This is a genomic window from Enterocloster sp. OA13 (assembly GCF_022440595.1).
In the GTDB taxonomy this organism is placed as follows: Bacteria; Bacillota; Clostridia; order Lachnospirales; family Lachnospiraceae; genus Enterocloster; species Enterocloster hominis.
The window spans coordinates 4121190-4145298 of record NZ_JAKNTF010000001.1 but is presented as its reverse complement, the minus strand read 5'-3'; the positions used below and the strand labels follow the sequence as shown (position 1 = coordinate 4145298).

Here is a 24109-nt window from a genome sequence, read left to right as displayed (position 1 = left end):
GAGGGAATGATATGGCTGGCATAAATTATTATGACGTAACAGAATGGACGGTTGGCAATCCATATAAGGATATTGGGGAAGTAATCAACAGCATCATTGCAGATATCAAAAGAAGGCAACGGGATTCTGATAATGACGGAGGAGGAAAGCCGGGGGCAGTGATTTATATCCCGCCGGGTGATTATCATCTTGCCACCCAGGTGGTCATCGATATCAGCTATCTGAAAATCATGGGGTCTGGACATGGTTTTACATCTTCAAGCATACGTTTCAACACGCCGGAGGGTGAATGGGCAGATTGGCATGAGCTGTGGCCGGGCGGAAGCCGCATACTTGTGGATATTTCCCAGGAGGCGGATGACAGGGAATGGGCGGGAGCCGCATTTTATGTGGAGCGCAGCGGGAATCCCAGAATCAGTTCCGTGGAGTTTGCTGATTTCTGCATTGACGGCCTTCATTTTGTGGATGATGGTTCAGGAAAAGCAGACCCGGAAAATACATATACAAATGGAAAAACAGGTATCTATATTGCAAGCGCCCAGGACTCTTTCCGTATTACGGGCATGGGGATTGTGTATTTAGAGCACGGAATCACCAGTTACCACGCGGATGCACTGACAATACATGATAATTTCATAGCTGAATGCGGCAACTGTATCGAACTGCGCGGTTCGGGGCAGGCATCAAAAATAACCGATAACCTCATAGGGGCCGGGTATAAAGGGTATTCAATCTATGCCCAGAATTTTGGAGGACTTCTGGTCACGGCCAACAATATTTTTCCCCGTGGCACAAGCAGTGTCCACTTTGCAGGCGTGATGCGTTCCAGTGTTACAGGTAACCGCTTCCACTCATTTTATCCGGGAATGCTGGTATTTAAGGATGGATGCTCGGAAAACCTGGTTTCTGCAAATCATTTTTTACGGGACCATGAACCATGGGCCCCGATGCAGGGATATGATAATGGTTTGGATGACCTGTACGGTCTCCTGTATATCAGCGGCAACCATAATTCCATCATTGCCAATCATATTTCAGAAACCATAGATGCCCGGTATATTAAACCGTACGGTGCAGCACCTGTAATCATACGCGTTGTTTCGGGCAAGGGGAATTATATTTCGGATAATCATATTGTTGCCACCACTGAAGGGCCGGAGGTACAGGCCGCAGAAACACAGGAGGGCCAGGACACGCAGATACCGGGGACGCAGGCCCCGGAAGCCGGCTCCTGTTTCTCCGCACAGGTGGGGGCGCTGCTGACGGCTGGTGAATTGCAGGAACTTGAGGTGATAACCGTGCTGGTGGAAAGCGCGGCGTTTCAAAATACGGTTCTTGATTCAGGAAGTGACGCACAGGTCATTATGGATAGGACGGTAAATGCATTCAGGGCTACTCCGACGCCAGGGAGGAATGGTTAAACAGGCCCGGATAGGGGGATGTATAAAAAATTTGATGTGACGTTCTTCGGACAGGTATTGGACAAGAGATATGGATTGTCCGTACCTGTCCCTATTTTCCCATATATTCAGTGGGAGTAATCCCTTCCTGCTTTTTAAATAATTGAGAAAAGTACTTGGGATTATTTCCGCATCCAATCTGCATGGCAATGGTCTGGATGGATGCGGAAGGATTGGCTTTCATCAGGTCCTTTGCATGCTGAATCCTCATTTCCGTCAGGTAGTGGGAAAACTTTTTGCCTGTTTCCCTGTAGAATTTTTTGCTGACATAATCCACATTCATGAACAGGTGATTTTCCGCAATCCCCTTCAGGGAAAGGTTGGAATCCTGCAGGTTTTTATGTACATAATCAAAAATCTGCTGGGTCATGGAGCTGTACTGTGCGGAAATCAGCCCTGCCTGTATGATATCCTTTAATTTTGTAAGGACCATTTCCCTAAGCAGTGCCAAATCCGTTTCCCTGTCCAGCTGAATCAGCCAGTTTGTCAGTTCCAGGGTGGACTGGGATGGCTGGGAGGCTGTGATTTTGAGCAGTAAATTGCCGGTCAGCTGCTTGAGGAATTCTATGTTGCTGATTCCGTTCAACAGTTCCTCTACCTGTGCCAGGGAGTCAGTCCCGCCCTGAAGCATTTGGGTATATAATGCCTGCAGCTGTGATATCACATTGTTATAGTTGCAGGTATAGATGGCATGGAAATTGTTGATGTAGTAAATCATGCCGAAACGTTTCAGCTTACACACCGCATCCTCCAGCAGGTTTTTCAGGCTGGAGTAGGTGGTCAGCTGTGTTTCCAGGGTCACGTCCTGTTCGGGCAGGGAAAGCTGTTCTATGAAAGTTCTAAGCTGCCTGCAGTTATTGCCTGTATTCTGGAAGAACAGCAGAAGGGTATGGTTTACATAAACGCCATAAATAATGGTCTGGGGCAGATTCTTTTTAACATAGTCCTTAATAAGGCCAAGAAAATGTTCCAGATTCTCAAATGCCAGATAATAGACGTACAGCAGCTTATAGGATGTGAAATGAAAATCAATGTACTGTTCATAATTGTCAAGGATGGAGTCCAGCCGCCTATCCTGGCAGATACAATCATTGAATATGCTGGACATGACATTGTGGAGGATATTGCTTTGCGCTGTGAAATGTTCCATACCGGGACGGCTGTTTAAACGGACCTGGCAGCAGTCTTTTTTGCATTGCTGGATACAATCTATAATCTGCTGGTCGTCATACGGTTTAAGGATATAGTGCTTTACACCATACTGCATGGCGGTTTTTGCGTACTCAAATTCTCCATATCCGGACAGAAGGATGAATTGAACCGGGATGCCGGCTTCGCTGGTACGCCGGATAAGATCCAGACCGCTCATTCCGGGCATGCGGATGTCGGTCAGCACGATATCCGGGGATTCGTCTAAAATCATATCGTAAGCTTCAATTCCATTGCGGCATATGCCAGTCAGTTCAATATCAAGGTCTTTCCAGTTAATGGTGGTGGACAGCGCTTCGCGTATCAGGCGCTCATCATCAGCAATAATCAGTTTAAACATCAGCGTCTCCTTTGGTTTCATATGGAAGGGTAATGGATGCCACGGCGTAGGAACCCTCATTGTACAGGGTGAGGCCATAGGCGTCTCCGAATAGTATTTTAATTCTCTGGTTAATGTTCAGTAAACCGATGCCAAAACCATTTGGCTGCTTTTCCTTTTTTTCCAGTTTTTCTAAAAGTCCAGGCTCAAAATAGGAGCCTTGATTTTTCACCTGTATGGTGACGGTGCCATCTGCCAAAAGGGTATCTACAAGGATGCGGCATTCGTCCGTCATTTCCTCCATTCCATAGTGAATCGCGTTTTCCACCAGAGGCTGTATGGTGAGAGGCGGGATGGAGACATCCGTCAGAAGGGGATTTCCGTGGATTTCATATATCAGGCGGTCTTCAAAACGGACTTTCTGTATGGTCATATAGGATTCTACCAGTTCCAATTCATAGGAAAGGGAGACCAGCGGTTCCTCATGGGAAAGGGTGGCGCGCAGGAGATTGCCCAGCGCGCTGACCATCTGGGTTATGGTAGTATTACCGTGCATTTTCGCAATGCTGTTAATGGATTCCAGTGTATTATAGAGAAAATGAGGATTAATCTGGGATTCCAGAGCTTTCAGCCGGGCGTCCTTTGTAAGGATTTCATTGACATAATTAACCTTCACAAGTGTTTGTATCCGGCCGGCCATCTGGTCAAACTGCTGGTGGAGCTTGCCCAGCTCGTCTTCGCGCAGGCTGTATTCGTTTTCTTCCATGGATAGAGGAAGCTTATCTTCACGGAAGGCCTGCATTTTTGTAATCAGGGAATTGAACTGCCCTACAATGTAGCGGATTAGGCGTGTGGAAAGAAGCACTACCAGCAGGAATCCAAGAATCAGTCCAAGAACCATGAGACCCAGGGCAAGCTTAAGGGACTGGTCAATGGAGTCAAATGGAATCAGGCTTATGTATCTGTATTCAAAGCGCGGCAGGTTTCCGATGACCGTAAAATAGGTGTGGCCGTTGGAGGTAAGAAGCTGGTAAGGCTTCGTTGAGTTGGACATAAAGTATTCGGCGTCACCGTCGGAAAGGGCGCTTGAGGCATAGATGACCTGGTTATCCTGGTCCGTTATGATATACTCGGAGCCATTGAAGAGCGCAGACGCCTGGTTTGATGCCCTGACCGCCTGGTCTAAGTCAACTGCGATTACCAGGCTTCCCAGATTTGAGAAGGACAGGTTGTCAATCTTCAGGATACTCCTTGTGAGCAGGAGGTAATCGTTGCGCCCCCTGTAATTCCATGTGACGGCGCCTCCCATATGCTCCGCGTTTTCCCTGGCGGCCCGGATCATTTCAGGGTCTGTTTTGGACAGAAGGGCCCAGTTGGTACAGTTGGAGAAAGCGTCATTATAGAGGGAGATATAGGCCACGCCGCTGGATTTCAGGGAGGCGAAATGGCTTAACAGTATGGTGTTCAGGGTCCGGTTGGCATTGTTCCGGACAATGGCGTCGTCGGATTCCTTCAGGGCGGTCAGCTGTTCCTGGACCGCCTGGTCGGCAATCAAGCTGGAAGAAATGGTTTCTATGTTCTGCAGCTTTTCTGATATACTGTAAGAAGAAACGGACAGATTGCCGGCAATTGTCTTAAATAGCAGTTCATTGTACATTCTGGTGCATAGATAGTTGCCGCACAGAGAACAGAACAGGATGATGATTACATTAAGCAAAATAATGGAGAACAGCTTGTTCTTCAGGGATGCGTTATTAAAGTGTTTTTTGATGGAACCCATAGTTCCCTCCTCCGTTCTTGTATTCCAACCTCATTATAATTCATTGGAAATGCAAAGGCAACCAGGGAGAGAAAGGCAGCGGTTTTTTGGTAAAGGAAACACTGTTTTTTGGGAACAGGTCGGTTTTTTGGGACAATCCAGCCGGTTTTAGGGCTAACGGCATATCCGGCATCCTGGTAAAATAAAGTCAACAAAACAAAGCATAGGAGGCGTTTCAAATGAAAAAGACAGCATTCATGCTGGCGGCTGCCATGACGGTTATGGCATGCGCCGGATGCGGCGGGGGACAGACGGCGGGACAGTCAGATTCTTCGGATGCAGTTACCCAGGCCAAGGTAAAGTCCAATGGGGCCAGCAGCAGTGAGGGAGAACTTATATTTGCCTGGTGGGGGAACCAGACGAGAAATGAGAGGACGCAGAAGGTGCTGGATTTGTATACGGAGCAGAATCCGAATATCACCTTTGACGGACAGCCATCCGAGTATTCGGATTATTGGAATAAGCTGGCGACCGCTGCGGCCGGTAATTCACTGCCGGATATTATTCAGATGGATTACAAATATCTGGACCAATATGTGAAAAATGGCTTACTGGCTGATTTGACACCGTATGTGGAGAGCGGACTTCTGGATATCTCGGACTGTAATCAGGATATTATTGCATCCGGCAAGTCGGGGGACGGCCTGTATGCCCTGTGTATCGGAATTGCCGCCCCATCGTTTGTCTACAGCAAGACCGTAACAGAGCAGGCGGGTGTGGACATCCATGAAAACATGAGTATGGATGAATTTCTGGATGCATGCAGGCAGATTTATGAAAAGACCGGATATAAGACGAATATTGCGTATGGGGACGGGGAGCAGTATGTGGAATATTTGCTGCGGTCCAAGGGCATTACCATGTTTGAGGACGGCAGGCTTGGGGGAGAAGCGTCTGATTATGTGGAATATTTTGACCTGTATGAGACGGGCACTAAAGAAGGCTGGTTATTGTCGCCCTCTGTTTTTGTGGAGCGTACCAAGACCACGGAGCTGAATCCGCTTGTTTATGGAACCAGCCCGGAGAGTATGGCCTGGTGTACCTTCCATTTCTCCAACCAGTATCCGGTTCTGGTGGAGTCCTCTGCGGAAGATAATGAGATTGGAATTACCACATGGCCTTCCAATGATGTAAAGAAGTCCAATTATTTAAAACCAAACCAGTTTTTATGCGTTTCCAGGGACGCCAGGAATCCGGAGGAGGCAATTAAGTTTATTAACTGGTTTAATAATTCCACAGAGTGCAACGATATTCTTCTGGGTGAACGCGGCGTTCCTGTATCCCAATCCGTGGCGGACGCCATAGCGTCCAAGCTGCCCCAGCCGGAACAGGAGATGATTGCCTATATAAATAATGTGGCAAGCCCTAATTCTTCCCAGGTCAATCCACCTGCCACAAGCGGGGCCAGCGAGGTGATTGATTTGCTGAACCAATTGGAGGAACAGGTATGCTATGGGCAGATGACAGCCCAGGAGGCCGGCAATGAGCTTTTTACAAGAGGCAATGAAATGATGTCAAAATAAGAATACGTCAACCATGGAAATCAGAGGTCGGGAAAACAAAATGTTTTCCCGATTAACTTTTAAGAGGGTGAATTTGAGATGAATAGAATCAAGCGACTGGCAAATCAAAAGAATACGGCGGGTTATTTTTTTACACTGCCTTTTATTATCGGTTTTTTTATGTTCCTGGTGGTACCAATGGGAATGTCCCTGTATTATTCCTTCTGTGATTATAATATCCTCTCGCCGCCTGTATTTACAGGATTGGAGAATTTTAAGCATATGCTGCGGGATGTAACCTTTTTTAAAACGCTGAAGGTGACCTTCTTCTTCGCCTTTGTGTCAGTTCCCCTTAAGCTGCTGTTTGCGCTGTTTGTGGCCATGCTTCTTCTTAAGAACTCAAAGCTTTCAGGGTTTTACAGGGCCGCTTACTACCTGCCCTCCATTATCGGCGGTTCGGTAGCTGTTTCCGTTCTTTGGAAGCGGATGTTTTCCTCGGATGGGGTAATTAATTCCCTTCTCCAGGCGGTGGGCGTCAACTGCAGCGTTTCCTGGCTGGGGAATACAAGTACGGCCATCTGGGTGCTGATCCTTCTGGTGGTATGGCAGTTTGGCTCCTCCATGCTGATTTTCCTTTCCGCGTTAAAGCAGATTCCGTCCTCGCTTTATGAGGCGGCCATGGTGGATGGCTCCGGCCCGGTATACCGTTTCTTTAAGATTACCCTTCCGCTGCTGACGCCTACCATTTTCTTTAATCTGGTGATGCAGACCATAAGCGGGTTCCTGGCATTTACCCAATGCTACATCATTACAGAGGGAAAACCGTTAAATTCCACACTGCTCTATACGGTTTACATGTACCAGCAATCCTTTGAGTTCTACAATACAGGCTACGGCGCGGCCCTTGCGTGGGTCATGCTGGCAGTGATTGGACTGATTACCCTGGCCCTGTTTGCAACCAAAAAATTCTGGGTATATGAGGGAGGATTTTAGTTATGAAATCAAAACGTATTTTATCAAATATAGTTTATAACCTGGGTGTGTTTGCCATCGGAATCGCCATGATATACCCGCTTCTGTGGATGGTCATGAGCTCCTTTAAGGAGTCCAATACCATATTTATCACCGCCAGCTCCCTGATCCCGGAAAAGTTTACGTTAGAAAATTATGTGAACGGCTGGAAGGGATTCGGAAAGGTAACATTTTCCACCTTTTTTAAGAATTCCCTTGTGATTTCAGTGGTTGCCACCTTCGGCACCGTCATGGCCTCCTCGCTGGTAGCGTATGGATTTGCCAGGTTCCAGTTTAAGGGAAAGAAAATCCTGTTTACGGCCATGCTGCTGTCCATGATGCTCCCGGCGCAGGTGTTGATGATACCGCAGTACCTGTGGTACCAGAAGCTGGGCTGGGTAGGAACCTATCTGCCTTTAATCGTGCCTTACTTTTTTGCCATCCAGGGATTCTTTGTATATCTGATGTCCAACTTTATTTCGGGCATACCGTATGAACTGGATGAAGCGGCAAAGATTGACGGCTGTTCTTACTTTGGCCTGTACCGGTACATCATTTTCCCGCTGATTAAGCCGGCTCTTGTAACCGCCTGTATTTTTTCCTTTATCTGGAGGTGGGATGATTTCCTGTCCTCGCTGCTGTATGTGAGCAAGACCGCCATGTACCCGGTGAGCCTGGCGCTGAAGCTTTTCTGCGATCCGGGCGCTGCATCGGATTACGGCGCCATGTTCGCAATGGCAACTTTATCAATCCTGCCTGTGTTACTGATTTTCCTGGTATTCCAGAAACATCTGGTGGAGGGAATCAGTACATCGGGATTAAAAGGATAACAGCATGGACTCCGGAAAGATGAGGAATGAATGAGAGGGAAAGCGGATGCAGTTTATAGATGAGAGAAACGAAAAGCTGATAAAAGAGACAGGAAATCTGCGCTGGTCAGACGCTGTCTCCATAGAAAATTATCAGATGGCCTGTACCGGGGATAGTTGGAAGGACGCAGGGAATATTGGGAGTCAGGAGTGGAAGGATTTTTCAGCGGACAGTGTCTGGGGCGGGAACCATACCTTTTATTGGTTCTGCACAGATATTGTGATACCGGACCATTTCCATGAAAAATGTGTGGTTTATGAGCTTAGGACCGGACGTGAGGGAAGCTGGGATGCGACGAATCCCCAGTTCCGCGTCTATTTAAACGGAGTTTTAAAACAGGGACTGGATGTGAACCATAGGGAAGTGATTCTTAGTGAAAGTGCCAAGGCAGGGGATATTTACCGGCTGCAGCTGTCCGCGTTTACCGGTAATCAAAACATGGGCCTGCGTCTTGAATCAGGGATTAAGGTACTTCACAGGGAGATAGAGAAATACTATTATGATTTGGCCGTGCCCCAGAATGTACTGGAACTTTTGGAACCGGATTGTGCAAAAGCAATGGTAATCCGGCGGGCTTTGACCGCTTCCCTGAATCTTCTGGATCTGAGAAAACCCTACTCAAAGGAATTCTTTGACAGCCTGAAGCAGGCCCAGGATTACATGGACCAGGAGTTTTACAAAAAGGAGTGCGGCAGGCAAAAGGAAGCTGTCTATACGGTGGGGCATACCCACATTGATGTGGCATGGCTTTGGACCCTGGCGGTAACGAGGGATAAGGCGGTGAGAAGCTTTTCTTCGGCATTGGAACTGATGCGCCAGTACCCGGAATTCATCTTTATGTCCAGCCAGCCCCAGCTTTATGAATATGTGAAGGAAAATGCTCCGGATGTGTATGCGCAGATCAGGCAGCGCGTCCGTGAAGGCCGATGGGAAGCAGAAGGCGGCATGTTTCTGGAAGCGGACTGTAATCTGTCATCCGGGGAATCCCTGATCCGGCAGTTTGTTTATGGAAAACGCTTTTTTATGGAAGAGTTTGGCGTGGATAATGAAATTCTGTGGCTGCCGGATGTATTTGGCTACTCTGCTGCCTTGCCGCAGATTATGGAAAAATGTGGAATACGTTACTTTATGACCACTAAGATTAGTTGGAATGAAACAAATAAGATGCCCTATGATACCTTTTTGTGGGAAGGGATTGATGGAACCCGGATACTCACACATTTCATTTCAGCCAGGGATTATAATGCCAGCCTGCTGGTGGAAGGTAAAAAGCGTCCGCCCCATTTTACCACATACAATGGAAACCTGAACGCATCCCAGGTTAAGGGCACCTGGCAGCGTTATAGCCAGAAGGAACTGAATGACCAGGCGCTGATGTGCTTTGGCTATGGAGATGGCGGCGGGGGACCGACCAGGGAAATGCTGGAGAACCAGCGCAGGCTGTCACAGGGGATTCCAGGCTGTTTAAGGACCCGGATGAGCACCGCAGGGGAATTCTTTGCGAAGCTTGAGCAGGAGGTATCCGGCAAAAAAGAGCTTCCGGCCTGGGTGGGGGAGCTGTACCTGGAGTATCACCGCGGCACCTACACCTCCATGGCGCGCAACAAAAAGTATAACCGCAGGGGCGAGTTCCTTCTGGAGAACCTGGAAGGCCTGGAGGCTGTTTTGGGCCTGTGGGGAGCGGAACAGGAGGATCACAGGGAGGAACTGGAAGAATTGTGGAAAATCCTTTTGCGGAACCAGTTCCATGATATCCTTCCGGGTTCATCCTGCGGGGAGGTTTATGAGGACTCGAAAAAGGAATATACAGAGCTGTTTGAGCGGGGAAATGCCCTGAAATCTGCAATGCTTAGAAAATTGACAGGAAGAATACAGGCAGAAGAAGGCAGCCTGATTGTTTATAACATGAATGCTTTTGGGAGCAGCGGGATTGTGTTCTGTCCATATCCGCAGCGAATGGTAAATCCGTCAGCATGTTCAGGCGGCGCAGCCTGTCCGATTCAGAAGACACATGATGGCAACGGGATTTTTATCACGCCCGTAATCCCGGCAAAAGGGAATATGGTTTTTAGCATACTGGATATGGAAAAAGCGCAGACTGGCGTTTCATTTGACGGTCAGCTGGTTGAAACCCCATATTTCACAGTAAAACTGAACCGCGCAGGACAGTTTACTTCATTTGTGGATAAAAGGACCGGACGTGAACTGATTAAGGCCAATGAGACCGGAAACCGTCTGGTGACTTACGAGGACCGTCCGCATTATTATGATGCTTGGGATATCAATGATTATTATACTGAAAAAGCGTATCCCATTGATACGGATGCACAGATTACAGTGTTGGAAAGCGGCCCGGTACGGACTGTGATCCGCGTGGTCCATATGTATCTGGACTCGAGAATCCAACAGGATTTAATCTTCTATTCCCAATTGGACCGCATTGACCTCCAATACCAGATTGACTGGAGGGAAAAACAGATTTTATTAAGAAACTATTTCCCTGTGAACATCCATGCGTCAGAAGCAACTTATGAAATCCAGTATGGAAATGTAAAACGCGCCACTCACCGGAATACTTCATGGGACCAGGCAAAATTCGAGGTATGTGCCCACAAATGGATTGACCTGTCCGAGGACGGTTATGGACTCAGTATTCTGAACGACTGTAAATACGGATGCGATATCCATGACGGTGTAATCGGCTTAACCCTTCTCAAATCAGCTGTTTATCCGAATCCGGATGCGGACAGGGAGCATCACGGATTTGCATATTCCCTGTGTCCTCATGAGGGCAGCTGGAAAACGGCCGGAATCATCCAGAAGGCATATGCGTTCAACAATCCGATGGAAGCCCTGGTTAAGGAGGAGAGCGGCGGTCCGGTGGTTCCCGGCCAGGCTTTTGCGGCGGTGGACAGCAGTAATGTAATCCTGGAGGTAATAAAGCCGGCAGATGATGGGAATGGGATCATCGTGAGACTTTATGAGGCGTTTAACCGGGATTGTGTTGTCCGGCTTAAGCTGGCGTCACAGGTCAGAGCGGCGTTCCGGTGCAATATGCTGGAGCAGGATCAGGCTGAACTGGCTGTGGATGGGGATACGGTTCCCTTGCATGTGAAACCATATGAAATCCAGACCATACGCCTTCTTATGTAAGAATCTGGGATGAGGCAATCTTAAGACATTTATCTACACAGTTAAACGAATAGCGGCAGGAGGAATAAATTGATGGATAAGACACAAAATGAAATACAGTTTGAGACGCCGACCTACCCGGAATTGGGAAATGTTTACAAAGGGGATTACTATGAAGGGTTACCTTTTGAAAAATACATCGACTTTAAGCAGCCCATTCCTCAGCATACGCCGGAAAAGCCGGTATTTGATATCCGGGATTTTGGCGCTGTTGCACAGGAGGGAAGGCTGAATACGGAGGCATTCCAGGCCGCCGCAGATGCATGCCGCAGGGCCGGAGGGGGTACAATCCTGGTAAGGGAGGGGACCTTCCTCATGGGAACGGTGTATCTATATGATAATACAACGCTGCATATTGCCCCGGGCGCAGCAATTGCAGCGACCAGGGAGAACGCAAGGATGGACCGGGCGTTCCTGCGCGCGGAGGGAGCCTCTGGCCTGGTAATTACAGGGGGAGGAAAAGTGTGCGGGAATGGGGAATATTATGTATATGAGCCAAAACTGAAGCCAAGGATGGAACCATTGCCATACAGCCATCTGGCACCCCGGGGAACCATTGACCTGGAACTGCCGGAAACAGCGCTGCGTTATAACTACAGGCGCAGGATACGGTTTTCAGAGGATAAGTATCTGGAGGGAATCGGACCCACTTCAAGACCGGATTATATGGTATGGTTCAATGGCTGCAGGAATGTACGGATTGAAAATGTTATTTTCGAGGATGCCATGAACTGGACCCTGAACCTGTTTTGCTGTGATGATGTTCTGGTGAAGGATTTCGTAATCAACAATAACCGCCATGTGGCCAATACGGATGGAATCGATGTCACAGGAAGCAGCCATGTGGAATTGGACCACTGTTTTGTTTCTACGGCTGACGATGGGATTGTACTCAAAAACCCACAGGAGACGGGACGGGACATGGAGGATATATATATACACAACTGTCATGTAATTACCGTGATGAATGCCTTTAAGATAGGTACGGAGACAAAATACAATATTTCCAATGTACTGGTGGAAAACTGCTGCTTTTTCATGCCCGATATTTATCCGGGAAGCACATCAGGAATTTCTATCGAGTCAGCGGACGGCAGCCGGATTTCAGATATTACCGTGCGTAACATAACCATGGACAGGGTGCTTTGCCCGTTATTCCTATGTCTTAACATGCGCAATCAGTATAAGTCCGGCTATACGCCGGATGGCAGCGGAAGATATTGGGGTGGGATGATAGAGGATGTCACAATTGAGAATATAAATGCCACGGGGGTAGAAGTGCCAAGCCTGATATTTGGATTTGAGGCCCGGAACGAAGAAGGAAAAAACATCCGAAAGGCCGTTAAAAATATTAAGGTGAAATTATTTAAGGCGGTGTATTGCGATAATGAAGAAATGTTGGATATCCCACATCCGATTGAAGAATATCTATACCAATATCCGGAAAATAACACCTTTGGGGATGTGGACGCATGCGGGATATGGGTCCGCCATGTGGACGGTCTGGAGCTTGAACAGGTCGAGATAATCCCCCGCAGCTGCAATACAAGAGATAAAATCCGGCTGTATGATGTGAAATAAACCATAAACAGCACCATCCTGAATGCTGGGGGGTGCTGTTTGTTTTGTGTTATAGGGTTTTTGATTTAACCGCCCTAATCCTTCCTCTCATTAATATCCACCAGCATGGATGCCTGATTATAGTAATTTGTCATAAGCTGGGAGCGGTTGACCACGTCAAGCTTCCGGTACAGATTATTAATATGTTTCTTAACGGTATTTTCCGAGATGAAGAGTTTTTCACCAATCTGCTGATTGCTGATGCCGGAAATGATCAGCTCCATGATTTCCTCCTCCCTCTCCGTCAGGCCGTACCGCTTCATCCGGCTTTTGTCGGTTTCTTTATCATTCTTTTTTAATCCATTTGGAAAACGCATGGAAAAGCTGGCGGACAGGTGGCGGTTCAGGATTTTCAGGATTTCTATTTCCCGTTCGCCGAAGTCGCTGGTATCACGGCTTCTGAACAGCGTGATTGAACCGAACATGATCTGGTGTTCAACGATTGTGCTCCCCATGCTGTAGTAGACACCCATGGGTTCCATCCACCGCTTGTAAATCAGGGAATTTTCCCGGACAGGATTACTGACGATATCTGAGTCGCTGTAGATGATGGGCTGGTCGGTATTGAAAATCCATGCCACATAATCCGAGAACTGATACTGTTTATAATATGAAGTAATCTGCTCCACCGTCATATTTACGGATACCGGGTGGAAGAAATGGAACTGTCCGTCTTTACAGCTGCACAGATCAAAAAAGGACTTCTGGTTTGGAATCAGTCCGTCCAAATCTTCCATAAACTGTCTTTGCATCGCATCCAGTGCCTCAGTGGTATGGATTTTCAGGATACAGTCATCTAACTTTCTCCAGTCTTCCTCTGTCAAAGTCACCATAATTCCCCTCTCCCATTCTGATATGCCTATTTTAGCATATAGAAACGGGAAATACAATCAAGGGGGGAGTAGACGGACGTAAGGTTTATAGAACGAAAGTGTTATGGCAGGTAGTAATTTTCGTGGTACTGCCTCCGGGTAATTGTACCTTTCGTATAAATCCCGTATGATGGGATTACCGAATATATTTGGAAGTGATTTAAATTGGACAGGAGGGGATTTATCATGAAAATAATTCATAGTACGCCAAAGAAGGACGGGTTCCGTATGCCGGGAGAGTTTGAACCACGCAGACAGGACTTTTTAATCTGGCCTGAGAGAACGGATACATGGAGGAACGGGGGCAAACCGGCCCAGCAGGTATTGGTGGATGTGGCAAAGGAAATCATAAAATACGATAAGCTGACCGTATTCTGTTCATCCGGTCAGTATGAGAATGCCAGGGCGCGTCTCCCGGAAGCGGTGCGGGTGGTGGAGATGTCTACGGACGACGCCTGGGCCCAGGACAAAGGGCCTTTCTATGTCATCAATGATAAAGGAGATATGCGCGGCGTCACATGGGGATGGAATGCCTACGGCGGACTGGAGGGCGGACTTTATTTCCCATGGAAGTATGATTCGGAATTTGCAGCCAAGCTGCTGGACCTGGAAGACTATGACCGATATGATGCCAGGAAAATGGTGCTGGAGGGGGGCGCCACCCAGGTCGATGGCCAGGGAACCCTGATCATCACGGAAAACAGTGTCTTAAACAGGAACAGGAATCCTCATATGACTAAGGAACAGGTGGAGGAATACCTGAAGGAATATATGAATCTTGAAAAAGTCATCTGGTTAAAGGACGGCATGGCATTTGACGAGACAGACGGACATGTGGACGATGTGTGTTTCTTTGTCAGGCCGGGGGTGGTGGCCCTCTCATGGACCGATGATGTTAATAACCCCCATTATAAACCGTTAAAGGAGGCTTATGATATCCTGAGCAGTGAAACGGATGCCAGGGGACGCAGGCTGGAGATCCATAAGATTCCCCTTCCGGATATATTACATATTACTGAGGAGGAAAATGCCGGAATCGATATCTGTGAAGCCGCGGCGTCCAGGGTTGCAGGACTTCCGCTGGCAGTCACTTATATTAACTGCTATTTCATGAACCATGCGCTGCTTGTTCCACAGTACGGGGATCCCATGGACCAGGTTGCATGCGACCTGTATGCCAAATTGATGCCTGACAGGCAGATCATTAAAATCTGGACCAGGGAATGGTCCCTTTGCGGAGGCAATATCCACTGCATGGCATTACAGCAGCCGGATCCCGCCCCCAGACAATAGAAAGGAGGTCCATCCATGTCATATGCAGAGGAAGCTGTTACAGTGGCCGGTGCCGTTGAATATTCCGAGGAAGAACGGGAAATGGGCACGAAGGACATTAAGTCCTTATTCATTCACTACAGCGTAGTCACATTTTGGGGGATGCTGGCCCAGGCTGTCATGGTCATTGCGGAGGGAATCATCATCGGCAACGCCTTAGGACGCAGCGGCCTTGCCACCATTTCCATTGTCATGCCCATTGAGACCTTAAACCTTGCCTTGGGAACAGGGCTTGGCATTGGCATCAGCAGCCTTGCGGCGATTAAACTGGGGGACGGGGATGAGGAAGGCGCCAGGAAAACCTTCTCCACGGTCTTTTGGTTCATGGCTGTCATGATGACCGTCTTTTCAGCCCTGGTATTTTTTTATGCCAGGACCGTGGCTGCTTTTTTGGGAGCGCCTGCGGAGCTGGTTAATGAATGTGTGATTTTCATCAGGGCATTCATGTTCGGCCTTCCGTTCTGTGTGCTGGGACAGATTCTCGGTTCTGTACTCCGGGTGGACGAAAAACCGGGTATCGCCTCCTTTGCCATGGGCGCAGCGTCCATGACTGCCCTGGCAATCCTGTACTATGGGGTCATGGTGCTGAAAATCGGCATCCTTGGGGCAGGTATCTATTATGGCTGTACCCTGGGGCTTAGTTTCATGGCAATACTTTACTTTTTGTTTAATAGAGATACAATATTTAAAATACGTCTTTCCGATTTGAAGATTGACTTTTCACTGGTGGCGGCATCCTTTAAGATCGCACTTCCGTATCTGGGGTTTCAGGCAGCCATCTTCATCTCTACCCTGGTCATCAACCATCTGCTGGGAAGATACGGTTCAGACCTTGAACTGGCTGCCTTTGGCATCATCAATTCCTATATTGCCTATACGGTCATGATTTTCTCCCAGACCATGGCAAATGGCCTTCAGCCCATTGCCAGCTTCAACTATGGGGCAGGAAAGCCCGGACGTCTTTTGGAACTGCTCCGGTCGGGAATCCGGATCCATCTTCTGGTGCTGATTGTGGTGAGTCTCCCGGTGGTGATTTTTGCGCCGGCCATCATACGGCTGTTTGCAGGAGGCGACGCAGAGCTGATTGTGACAGGCGCCCGCGCCATACGCCTGTTTACATGTCTGACCAGTCTTGGTATGACTGCATATTTTATTTCCTGTTATTACCAGTCGGTGGAAAAAGTCAGGATTTCCATCATTATCGGCATAAGCCGGTATGTGGTGGTGATTCCACTGATGTTCCTGCTCTCATCCGTGTTTGGGGTCATGGGGGTCTGGTACAGCCAGTTCCTGTCGGATTTACTGGCATTTTGCCTGGCAATTGGTTTCATAGTGAAGGAGACCGGGAATTTAAAAGCGCAGCAGTCCGGGCTATAGTTTCTGAAAGGAGTTATGAACAATGAAATATGATCTGGTAATCAACGCAAAGAAAATCATTACCATGGATGAATCGAATCCAACAGCAACCTGGGTGGCCGTTAATCAGGGGAAAATTGCAGCCATCGGCTCCGGCTGTCCGGTTCCGGAGGGTGTCTCGGTCCTGAATCTGCCGGACAGCACAATCGTTACCGGTCTCATTGATTCCCATATCCACGCTTCGCTTTCCGCTGTCACGGCCAGCGCCGTTAATCTTGTCAATGCAAAGAGTGCGGCTGAGGTCCTGGAACTGGTGGAGGAACGCTGTGCTTCCTCTGAGGATGATTTAGTCCTGGCATCCGGTTACCTGCCTGTGATGATGGAGGGCGGTAATGTTCCCACACGCACGGACATCGACCGGATTTCCCATGGAAAGAAAGTCATGATCCTGAATCTGGACGGACATGGAAGCACCCTGAACACAAGGGCACTGAGCCAGCTGGTATTCCCTGAGGACCTGGACGGGGTGCATTATGACACGGGCATCATTAATTCCGATACGGCCCAGTTCATCGCGCTGATGGATATCATGGACACCATTGACGAGGAACATCTGGAAGGGATGATGGATGATTTCATCGCCAGTGCATTAAGCCTGGGGATTACGGGTTTCCATGGGCTGGAAGGGCAGTTTGTCCGCAATAATAAGGATATCCGTATCTGGCAGAAAAAACAGGATTCCATGCCCATACATATGGTTATCTATCCACAGATATGGCGCTATGAAGATGCAGAGGAGTTCCATCTCCCGCGCCATGGCGGATGCCTTACCCTGGACGGGGCCGATGTACAGTGGACAATGGCCCTTAGCCGGCCATATGACAACCGGCCGGAAACACGGGGATTCCTTTATCACACGGATGAGGAGCTGTACCATATTGTGTCCAAAGCCCATGCGGATGGCAGGCAATGCAGTTTCCATGCCATGGGGGACCGGGCCATTGACCAGATCCTCTATATCTACCAGAGGGTAATCAAGGAACAGGGGGACAAGGGCCTGCGTCACCGCATTGAACATTTTACCCTGCCAACGGACGAACAGATCCAGATGGCTGTTGAGTTAGGGCTGGTCATATCCGCACAGCCGGAATACCTCTACCTTTATGATTTTCCCGGCGGACACCTGGAACAGTATTTTGGCAAGGAGCGGACCGCCCGCATGGAATGTTATAAGACCTGGATTGATTCCGGCCTGGTATTTGCCGGAGGTTCCGACTCGCCGATCAACGGTTTGAATCCGTTGTCGGGAATCCACTCCCTTGTGAACAGCTCCCATCCGGGGAGAAGGATGAGCGTGACGGAGGCAATCAGGTGCTATACCTGGAACTGTGCGTATGCGGCGTTTGAGGAGAAGGAACGGGGAAGTACGGAGGTTGGCAAATATGCAGATTTTACGGTCCTTGACCGGGATCCATACGAGGAGCCGGATGATATTGTCAACTTTAAGGTACAGATGACCATTGTGGATGGCAAGGTTGTCTATGAGGCTTAATGCAGTGGTTAAACCGATAGAGGAATAAATGAATGATGAATCAGGAGGAAATGGCGATATGTATGCAAATGGGGTGAGACATTTTATTGACACGCAGGATTTGACGAAAGAGGAAATCCTGGACATTGTAAATCTTTCCCTGGAGATAAAAAGAAGCATCAGGGACGGTTATTATCCGCCGCTGATGAAAAACAGGACGCTGGGAATGATTTTCCAGCAATCCTCCACCAGGACGCGGGTTTCGTTTGAAACCGCCATGGAACAGATGGGCGGACATGCCCAGTACCTGGGGCCTGGCATGATACAGCTGGGCGGCCATGAGACCATAGGGGATACGGGCAAGGTGCTGTCCCAGCTGATTGATGTGGTCATGGCCCGCGTCATTGAACATAAGACGGTTGTGGAACTGGCCCAATCCTGTTCCATACCGGTCTTAAACGGCATGTCTGATTATAACCATCCCACCCAGGAAATCGGCGACATGTGTACAATCATGGAGAACCTGCCAAGAGGTAAGAAATTAGAGGAATGCAAGGTTGTGTTCGTGGGTGACGGGACACAGGTATGCGCCTCCCTTGGCTTCATTACCACCAAGCTTGGAATGCATTTTGTCCACTATGGACCAAAGGCACATCAGTTAAATGAGCAGTATAAGGATATCCTGGAAGGAAACTGCAGGGTTTCAGGCGGGACCTGGGAAGTTACCGACAACAGGGATTCGGTGCGGGGAGCGGATTTTATCTATACGGACGTATGGTATGGACTGTATGAGAATGAGATGCCGAGGGAAGAACGGGTCCGCGTATTCCATGATTATCAGGTCAACCGGGAATTGATGTCACTGGGGAACATCGGATGTAAATTCATGCACTGCCTGCCTGCGACCAGGGGTGAGGATGTAACGGACGAGGTAGCTGATTCGGATTCCTCCCTGTGCTGGGAGGAGGCGGGGAACCGTCTGACCGCCATGCGGGGACTGCTGGTATATTTTACCCAGTACCAGAGGGAAAATGTAGCTGGAGAGCTTAAACGGATGGCTGCAAAGGAGTCATTGGAAAACTTTATGGGTGGAAGAGGAATCAGCTGATTGCATAAGGAGAAGATATGCCGAGAATCGTCATAGCGCTGGGCGGCAATGCCCTTCAGTCTAAAAACAGCCAGCCCACGGCAGAGGGCCAGCTGGAAGTGGTGAAGAAGACATGCGGATATATTGCGGATATCTGCTGTAAAGGATATGAGATTGCGATTGTACATGGAAACGGCCCGCAGGTGGGGAGGATATTGCTTGCATCCGAAGCAGCCAGGGATGTGACGCCTGCAATGCCCTTTGATGTATGCGGCGCCATGTCCCAGGGGTTTATCGGTTACCATATCCAGCAGTCCTTAAAATATGAATTAAATAAAAGGAACATGAATTACCCGGTGCTATCCGTGACCACACAGATCGTGGTGGATAAGGACGACCCTGCTTTTTCAAATCCCACGAAGCCCATCGGACCTTTTTATAAAAAGGAAGAGGCAGAGGCACTGGAGGCGGAAAAAGGATACAGGATGAAAGAGGACGCCGGGAGGGGATTCAGAAGGGTGGTTGCCTCACCCATACCCAGAAGGATTGTGGAGATTGATGCGATTAAGGATTTATGGGAATCCTCCATCGTGATTTCATGCGGCGGGGGAGGGATTCCGGTGATTGAGAATATGGATGGGACACTGGAGGGGGTGGCGGCTGTCATTGATAAGGACCATGCGGCCGAATTGCTGGCCGAACGGGTGGATGCCGACATTCTGATGATATTGACAGAAGTGGAAAAGGTAGCTGTCAACTGGGGAAAACAGGACCAGAAAAACCTTGACCATCTGAACTTAAAGGATGGGATGGAATACATCCGGGATAACCAGTTTGCTCCAGGAAGCATGCTTCCTAAGGTGGAGGCCGCCATGAAATTTGTCCGCAGGTATCCGGACAGGAAGGCAATCATCACCAGCCTGGATACGGCGATAGAGGCGTTGGAAGGGATGGATGGCACAACGGTTACGTTTGCTTAAGGGCTGGATATCTTTGGGACAATGGAATATCCTGAAGGTACTGGACCGGCTGCCGCTGAAACGCGATCTGGTTTAGGGAAATGGCATAGGGATGCAGGGGAATGGCATGAAGCTGTTCCCCTTTTTTATCATTTTGTTTCAAATCCATTTAAAATACAACACCAGAGGAGTATCCCAAAGAAAGATATCTGCTGCCCCATCCTTCCCACAAATCCAATGGTCAGACACAACGCGATATGATACAATGATAACCATCAAGATTAACAATCAAGAGAAAAACGAGGCTGATTATGAGAAGGAACTTTAAAAAATGGAAATATTCCATTCAGGCCAGACTTTTAATCTATTTTGCGGTCCTGGCAGCGCTCTTCCTGGTGAGCATGGCCGTGTGTTATTTTATCAGTATGAACAGCGTATACCGTCTGACAGCGGATTCGGTGGGGAATTCCCTCCGCCAGATTAACATTGATACGGACCGGGTCCTCTCGGATGCCCAGCATATGGCGGAGGTGACCTCGGAGGACAGTGATATCCAGAAGGCCCTTCGAAGGCCGCTGCCGGATACGGATAAAGAAATTTATAAGGAACGGATTAATTTCAATAATTCATTGTATTACACCTGGAGGAGTTCGGAGAATATCAACGGGATTTACGTGCTGGGGGCCAACGGGGCTATTTTCCGCAGCTATTACAGCCTTCATAAGGAGGAGTACCGGGACGAGCCGTGGTTCCGGACCGTGATGGAGACAGGTAAACCCTTATGGATGGAACCTCATGAAGGCTCCAGTGTGGCCAACAACCTGAACCTTCTGACCATCAGCATCATAGTGCCCATACATGATAAGGCATCCACGGATATACTGGGCGTCACCGTGGTGGACGTGCTGGTGGAAGACCTTAAGTCCATCCAGGACGGGGAGATGGTTTTCGGCGGGAATACCTTCATCTTAAACGAAGACGATAGGATCATATATGCCAATAATGATGAACTGTCAGAGGAAGATATAGGGACAATCAATGCAAGCATTGCAGGGCAGGACAGCCTTCATGAGGGGGATGCCCTGGAACTTAATATCGGAGGCAGGAAGTATCTGGGAGAGCTGATTCCGCTGTCTGACAGCAACTGGAAGATACTGGGACTTATATCTTATAAGGATATGTATGCAGAGGCCCAGGTGATGCGCAACACAATCCTGGTTTTCATTGTGTTTTTCGGCGGCGCATCCCTGTTCATGGCCTGGTTTGGGGCTAAGAACATCGCTGGACCGCTGGGCAGGGTCCTTGACGGCATGAGGAAGGTGGAGGATGGGGACTTCTCGGTACGGATTGAGGAGGACAGGAAGGATGAAATCGGGGATTTGATCCATGGCTTCAACCACATGGTATATAAGGTGGATGACCTGATGGCCAGGGAGAGGGACACCAGGCAGAAGCTGGTGCAGGCGGAGTTTAATGCCCTCCAGGACCAGATTAAGCCGCATTTCCTGTATAACACCCTGGATTCCATCAACTGGATGGCGCGTATGAACCGGACGGATAAGGTGTCGGAGATGATTGATTCCCTGACAGGCTTTCTGCGGATCGGGCTTAGCCGGGGGAAGGATTTCATCAGCCTGGCAGAGGAAATCAGGCATGTGGAAAGCTACATTTCCATCCAGAAAATACGATATGACAGGATACTTGATTATAAGATTGAGGTCAGTGAAGACCTGATGGGGTACAGGGTGATTAAGATGATCCTGCAGCCCCTGGTGGAAAATGCCATCTATCACGGGATTAAGGAAAAGGATGAGCACGGCACCATCACCATCACCGGGGAAGAGACAGAGGACCGGCTGGTTCTGTGCGTATCTGACGACGGGCTTGGTATGAAGCCGGAACGGCTGGCGCAGCTCAGGGCCATGATGGCATCCGGGGCAAGGTACAATGACAATGCGTACGGGGTAATCAATGTCCAGAGGAGGATCCAGGCATATTTCGGGGAGGAATATGGTCTGGATTTCAGAAGTGAGTATACAAAGGGGACGCAGGTATATATCACATTGCCCAAGAAGGAGGAGGCAGCGCAAAATGCTTAAATTAATGATTGTGGAAGATGAGGAACTTCTGCGCATGGGGCTGGTAACCTGTGTGGATTGGGCGGACCTGGGTTATGAAATCATCGGGGAGGCAGGGGACGGCGAAAAGGCGCTGAAGCTGGTGGAACAGAATCCGCCGGATGTAATCATTACGGACATCAAGATGCCGCGGCTGAATGGCATTGATATGGCGGAGAAATTAAAGGCGGATTATCCTGGGATACGCATTGTGGTCATCAGCGGATATGATGAGTTTGAGTATGCCAGGAGGGCACTCAAGATGGGGGTATCGGAATACATCTTAAAGCCCATCAACCTGGAACAGCTAAAGAAAACCGTGGTGGAACTGCGCATGGAAATCGAGGAAGAGCGGAAGAAGGACCGGGAATTCATGGAGCTTAAGTCCATGCGGTATGAGGACATGCAGGCGCTCCGCCAGCAGATGTATACAAAGCTCCTGCTGCAGAAATGCAGTGTGGAGGAGCTGGGGGATTACATAGGACGTCTGGGTGAGCCTGTGCTGGACCGGTATTATGGAGCCGGAATCCTTGCGATTGAGGGATTCCCAGTCATCAGCATGGAGTGCGATTATCTGCATGTCATCGATATGGACAGGAGTCTGGAGGATTTTGTGAACCGTACCTTAAAAGGGCTGTACGGCGAAGACGGACAGAACGGACTTACGGTGCTGCGCGCCAATGCGGGGGAGCGGATCCTGTGCATCTGTGGTGAGTCGCCTGGGGAGGTGAAACAGGAGGGCAGACGTGTCCGGGAAGCCTTTGGGACATTTAATGAGGAGACAGGGCCGGTGGAACTGTTCTTTGGAACCATATCCAGGGGGCTGGAAGGTCTGCATCAGTCCTATCTGAATGTCAGGAAGGACAGCGAGGTCCGCTTCATGAAGAGCCTTGCGGCACCGGACAGCAGCGGTTCTGCATTTTCTTCCTTTGATTTACCGGAATTTGACAAGGAAAACCTGTTCTTTGAGATAAAAAGCGGAAGTCCCCAGGGAATTGAGGATGCGCTGCGGGAACTGCAGGATACCTTGTCGGGAAGGCAGGTCCTCTCCTATATGCAGCTGGTGCTGATCATCACCAATCTATATGGGGAATGCATCCGGCTGCCGGAGGAGGCGGGCGGGAACGCCGAAGAAATCCTGGGGGACCCAAGGCAGTATTATCAGAGGATTCTTGAGAAAAAGAAGCGTAATGACATGATTGAGGAGCTGGGCCGCGCATGCTTCTTAATCCATGCCTATTTTGAGAAGATATCCGGCAGCCGGTACAAGGGAATCATGGAGCGGGCCGCGCAGTATGTGGAGGAGCATTATTCCGAGGAAGGCCTTTCCATGGGCGATGTGGCCGCCTATGCCCACGTCAGCGTATCCTATCTGGGGATGATTATTAAGAATGAGACCGGGCAGACCTTTATTGAGTATCTGACGGGAATCAGGATAGAGAAGGCGAAGTATTTCCTTAAGCATACGAATATGAAGAATTATGAGGTGGCGATTGCCTGCGGGTACGCCACGCCGTCTTATTTCAGCACGGTGTTTAAGGGGATGTGCGGGATGACGCCGTCGGAGTACAGGAATGGGTAGGTGAGGGAAACACGCGTATGAATGCGTATGAAGATGCGCGTATGAGCGTGTGAGCGGTCATCCTGCGTTGCGTTTGGATTTTCTTTATGCTAAAATATATATGTATAATTGAATATAGAAGTAAGAGGATAGTCTGATGGTTTCCTTCGGAAATAATCGAAGGAGGATATGTAATATGGATACGCAGAATGTGTTGACATTGGTGCTGGTGATATTTGCGGCGCTTGCTTACATAGATAACCATCAGAATAGAAAATAGCTATCCTCTACC

Annotated in this window: 16 protein-coding genes; 13 read left to right on the top strand and 3 right to left on the bottom strand. The window is 48.9% G+C overall.

Going from position 1 to position 24109, the window contains the following annotated elements; genetic code table 11:
- The first annotated feature begins 11 nt into the window (after nucleotides 1-11).
- Nucleotides 12-1421, top strand: coding sequence for a right-handed parallel beta-helix repeat-containing protein (locus tag MCJ35_RS18330; RefSeq protein WP_025485994.1), 1410 nt, complete (start codon nucleotides 12-14; stop codon nucleotides 1419-1421).
- Nucleotides 1422-1512: 91 nt separating this feature from the next.
- On the opposite strand, the gene MCJ35_RS18325 is transcribed toward MCJ35_RS18330, so the two are convergent.
- Together MCJ35_RS18325 and MCJ35_RS18320 are read right to left on the bottom strand one after the other, a co-directional pair.
- Nucleotides 1513-3009 (bottom strand): response regulator transcription factor, encoded by a 1497-nt coding sequence (locus tag MCJ35_RS18325; protein ID WP_025485996.1) that lies wholly within the window; start codon nucleotides 3007-3009, stop codon nucleotides 1513-1515.
- The gene (locus tag MCJ35_RS18320; protein ID WP_025485997.1) at nucleotides 3002-4768 is read right to left on the bottom strand and encodes a sensor histidine kinase; all 1767 of its coding nucleotides are present in this window, start codon (nucleotides 4766-4768) and stop codon (nucleotides 3002-3004) included. The genes MCJ35_RS18325 and MCJ35_RS18320 overlap by 8 nt, the downstream gene beginning before the upstream one ends.
- Before the next feature lie 218 nt (nucleotides 4769-4986).
- On the opposite strand from MCJ35_RS18320, the gene MCJ35_RS18315 reads away from it, so the two are divergent.
- The 5 genes from MCJ35_RS18315 (at nucleotide 4987) to MCJ35_RS18295 (ending at nucleotide 12963) form a co-directional block, all read left to right on the top strand.
- Complete coding sequence (locus MCJ35_RS18315) at nucleotides 4987-6330, top strand: ABC transporter substrate-binding protein (protein WP_025485998.1); 1344 nt, start codon at nucleotides 4987-4989, stop codon at nucleotides 6328-6330.
- 78 nt (nucleotides 6331-6408) lie between these two features.
- On the top strand, nucleotides 6409-7302 hold the full coding sequence (locus MCJ35_RS18310) for a carbohydrate ABC transporter permease (RefSeq protein WP_008719033.1): 894 nt from the start codon (nucleotides 6409-6411) through the stop codon (nucleotides 7300-7302).
- A 2-nt stretch (nucleotides 7303-7304) separates the two neighbouring features.
- Entirely contained in the window at nucleotides 7305-8150 is an 846-nt protein-coding gene (locus tag MCJ35_RS18305) for a carbohydrate ABC transporter permease (RefSeq protein WP_008719031.1), read from the top strand.
- A gap of 46 nt (nucleotides 8151-8196) precedes the next feature.
- The gene (locus MCJ35_RS18300; protein ID WP_025486001.1) at nucleotides 8197-11343 is read left to right on the top strand and encodes an alpha-mannosidase; all 3147 of its coding nucleotides are present in this window, start codon (nucleotides 8197-8199) and stop codon (nucleotides 11341-11343) included.
- 72 nt (nucleotides 11344-11415) lie between these two features.
- On the top strand, nucleotides 11416-12963 hold the full coding sequence (locus tag MCJ35_RS18295) for a glycoside hydrolase family 28 protein (protein ID WP_025486002.1): 1548 nt from the start codon (nucleotides 11416-11418) through the stop codon (nucleotides 12961-12963).
- Between the two features lie 74 nt (nucleotides 12964-13037).
- On the opposite strand, the gene MCJ35_RS18290 is transcribed toward MCJ35_RS18295, so the two are convergent.
- The gene (locus MCJ35_RS18290; RefSeq protein WP_025486003.1) at nucleotides 13038-13835 is read right to left on the bottom strand and encodes a helix-turn-helix transcriptional regulator; all 798 of its coding nucleotides are present in this window, start codon (nucleotides 13833-13835) and stop codon (nucleotides 13038-13040) included.
- Between the two features lie 225 nt (nucleotides 13836-14060).
- Between MCJ35_RS18290 and aguA the strand changes: the two genes are divergently transcribed.
- From aguA to MCJ35_RS18255, 7 genes are all read left to right on the top strand, one after another.
- Complete coding sequence (gene aguA / locus MCJ35_RS18285; RefSeq protein WP_008719024.1) at nucleotides 14061-15167, top strand: agmatine deiminase; 1107 nt, start codon at nucleotides 14061-14063, stop codon at nucleotides 15165-15167.
- A 15-nt stretch (nucleotides 15168-15182) separates the two neighbouring features.
- Entirely contained in the window at nucleotides 15183-16583 is a 1401-nt protein-coding gene (locus tag MCJ35_RS18280) for an MATE family efflux transporter (protein WP_025486005.1), read from the top strand.
- Between the two features lie 22 nt (nucleotides 16584-16605).
- A complete protein-coding gene (locus tag MCJ35_RS18275) occupies nucleotides 16606-18114 on the top strand; it encodes an amidohydrolase (protein ID WP_025486006.1) in 1509 nt (502 codons plus the stop codon).
- A 28-nt stretch (nucleotides 18115-18142) separates the two neighbouring features.
- Nucleotides 18143-19201 carry a putrescine carbamoyltransferase gene (gene ptcA / locus MCJ35_RS18270; protein WP_353656081.1) on the top strand — a complete coding sequence of 353 codons (1059 nt, stop codon included), beginning with the start codon at nucleotides 18143-18145 and terminating at the stop codon, nucleotides 19199-19201.
- Nucleotides 19202-19218: 17 nt separating this feature from the next.
- Complete coding sequence (gene arcC, locus MCJ35_RS18265; RefSeq protein ID WP_025486008.1) at nucleotides 19219-20160, top strand: carbamate kinase; 942 nt, start codon at nucleotides 19219-19221, stop codon at nucleotides 20158-20160.
- Nucleotides 20161-20450: 290 nt separating this feature from the next.
- The gene (locus MCJ35_RS18260; protein WP_025486010.1) at nucleotides 20451-22238 is read left to right on the top strand and encodes a cache domain-containing sensor histidine kinase; all 1788 of its coding nucleotides are present in this window, start codon (nucleotides 20451-20453) and stop codon (nucleotides 22236-22238) included.
- A complete protein-coding gene (locus tag MCJ35_RS18255; RefSeq protein ID WP_025486011.1) occupies nucleotides 22231-23838 on the top strand; it encodes a response regulator transcription factor in 1608 nt (535 codons plus the stop codon). The genes MCJ35_RS18260 and MCJ35_RS18255 overlap by 8 nt, the downstream gene beginning before the upstream one ends.
- Nucleotides 23839-24109: the final 271 nt, after the last annotated feature.

What these genes read in the sequence shown, in the direction of transcription:
- MCJ35_RS18330 (WP_025485994.1), top strand. Translation starts at nt 12, where the DNA reads ATGGCTGGCATAAATTATTATGACGTAACAGAATGGACGGTTGGCAAT.
- MCJ35_RS18325 (WP_025485996.1), bottom strand. Translation starts at nt 3,009, where the DNA reads ATGTTTAAACTGATTATTGCTGATGATGAGCGCCTGATACGCGAAGCG.
- MCJ35_RS18320 (WP_025485997.1), bottom strand. Translation starts at nt 4,768, where the DNA reads ATGGGTTCCATCAAAAAACACTTTAATAACGCATCCCTGAAGAACAAG.
- MCJ35_RS18315 (WP_025485998.1), top strand. Translation starts at nt 4,987, where the DNA reads ATGAAAAAGACAGCATTCATGCTGGCGGCTGCCATGACGGTTATGGCA.
- MCJ35_RS18310 (WP_008719033.1), top strand. Translation starts at nt 6,409, where the DNA reads ATGAATAGAATCAAGCGACTGGCAAATCAAAAGAATACGGCGGGTTAT.
- MCJ35_RS18305 (WP_008719031.1), top strand. Translation starts at nt 7,305, where the DNA reads ATGAAATCAAAACGTATTTTATCAAATATAGTTTATAACCTGGGTGTG.
- MCJ35_RS18300 (WP_025486001.1), top strand. Translation starts at nt 8,197, where the DNA reads ATGCAGTTTATAGATGAGAGAAACGAAAAGCTGATAAAAGAGACAGGA.
- MCJ35_RS18295 (WP_025486002.1), top strand. Translation starts at nt 11,416, where the DNA reads ATGGATAAGACACAAAATGAAATACAGTTTGAGACGCCGACCTACCCG.
- MCJ35_RS18290 (WP_025486003.1), bottom strand. Translation starts at nt 13,835, where the DNA reads ATGGTGACTTTGACAGAGGAAGACTGGAGAAAGTTAGATGACTGTATC.
- aguA (WP_008719024.1), top strand. Translation starts at nt 14,061, where the DNA reads ATGAAAATAATTCATAGTACGCCAAAGAAGGACGGGTTCCGTATGCCG.
- MCJ35_RS18280 (WP_025486005.1), top strand. Translation starts at nt 15,183, where the DNA reads ATGTCATATGCAGAGGAAGCTGTTACAGTGGCCGGTGCCGTTGAATAT.
- MCJ35_RS18275 (WP_025486006.1), top strand. Translation starts at nt 16,606, where the DNA reads ATGAAATATGATCTGGTAATCAACGCAAAGAAAATCATTACCATGGAT.
- ptcA (WP_353656081.1), top strand. Translation starts at nt 18,143, where the DNA reads ATGAATGATGAATCAGGAGGAAATGGCGATATGTATGCAAATGGGGTG.
- arcC (WP_025486008.1), top strand. Translation starts at nt 19,219, where the DNA reads ATGCCGAGAATCGTCATAGCGCTGGGCGGCAATGCCCTTCAGTCTAAA.
- MCJ35_RS18260 (WP_025486010.1), top strand. Translation starts at nt 20,451, where the DNA reads ATGAGAAGGAACTTTAAAAAATGGAAATATTCCATTCAGGCCAGACTT.
- MCJ35_RS18255 (WP_025486011.1), top strand. Translation starts at nt 22,231, where the DNA reads ATGCTTAAATTAATGATTGTGGAAGATGAGGAACTTCTGCGCATGGGG.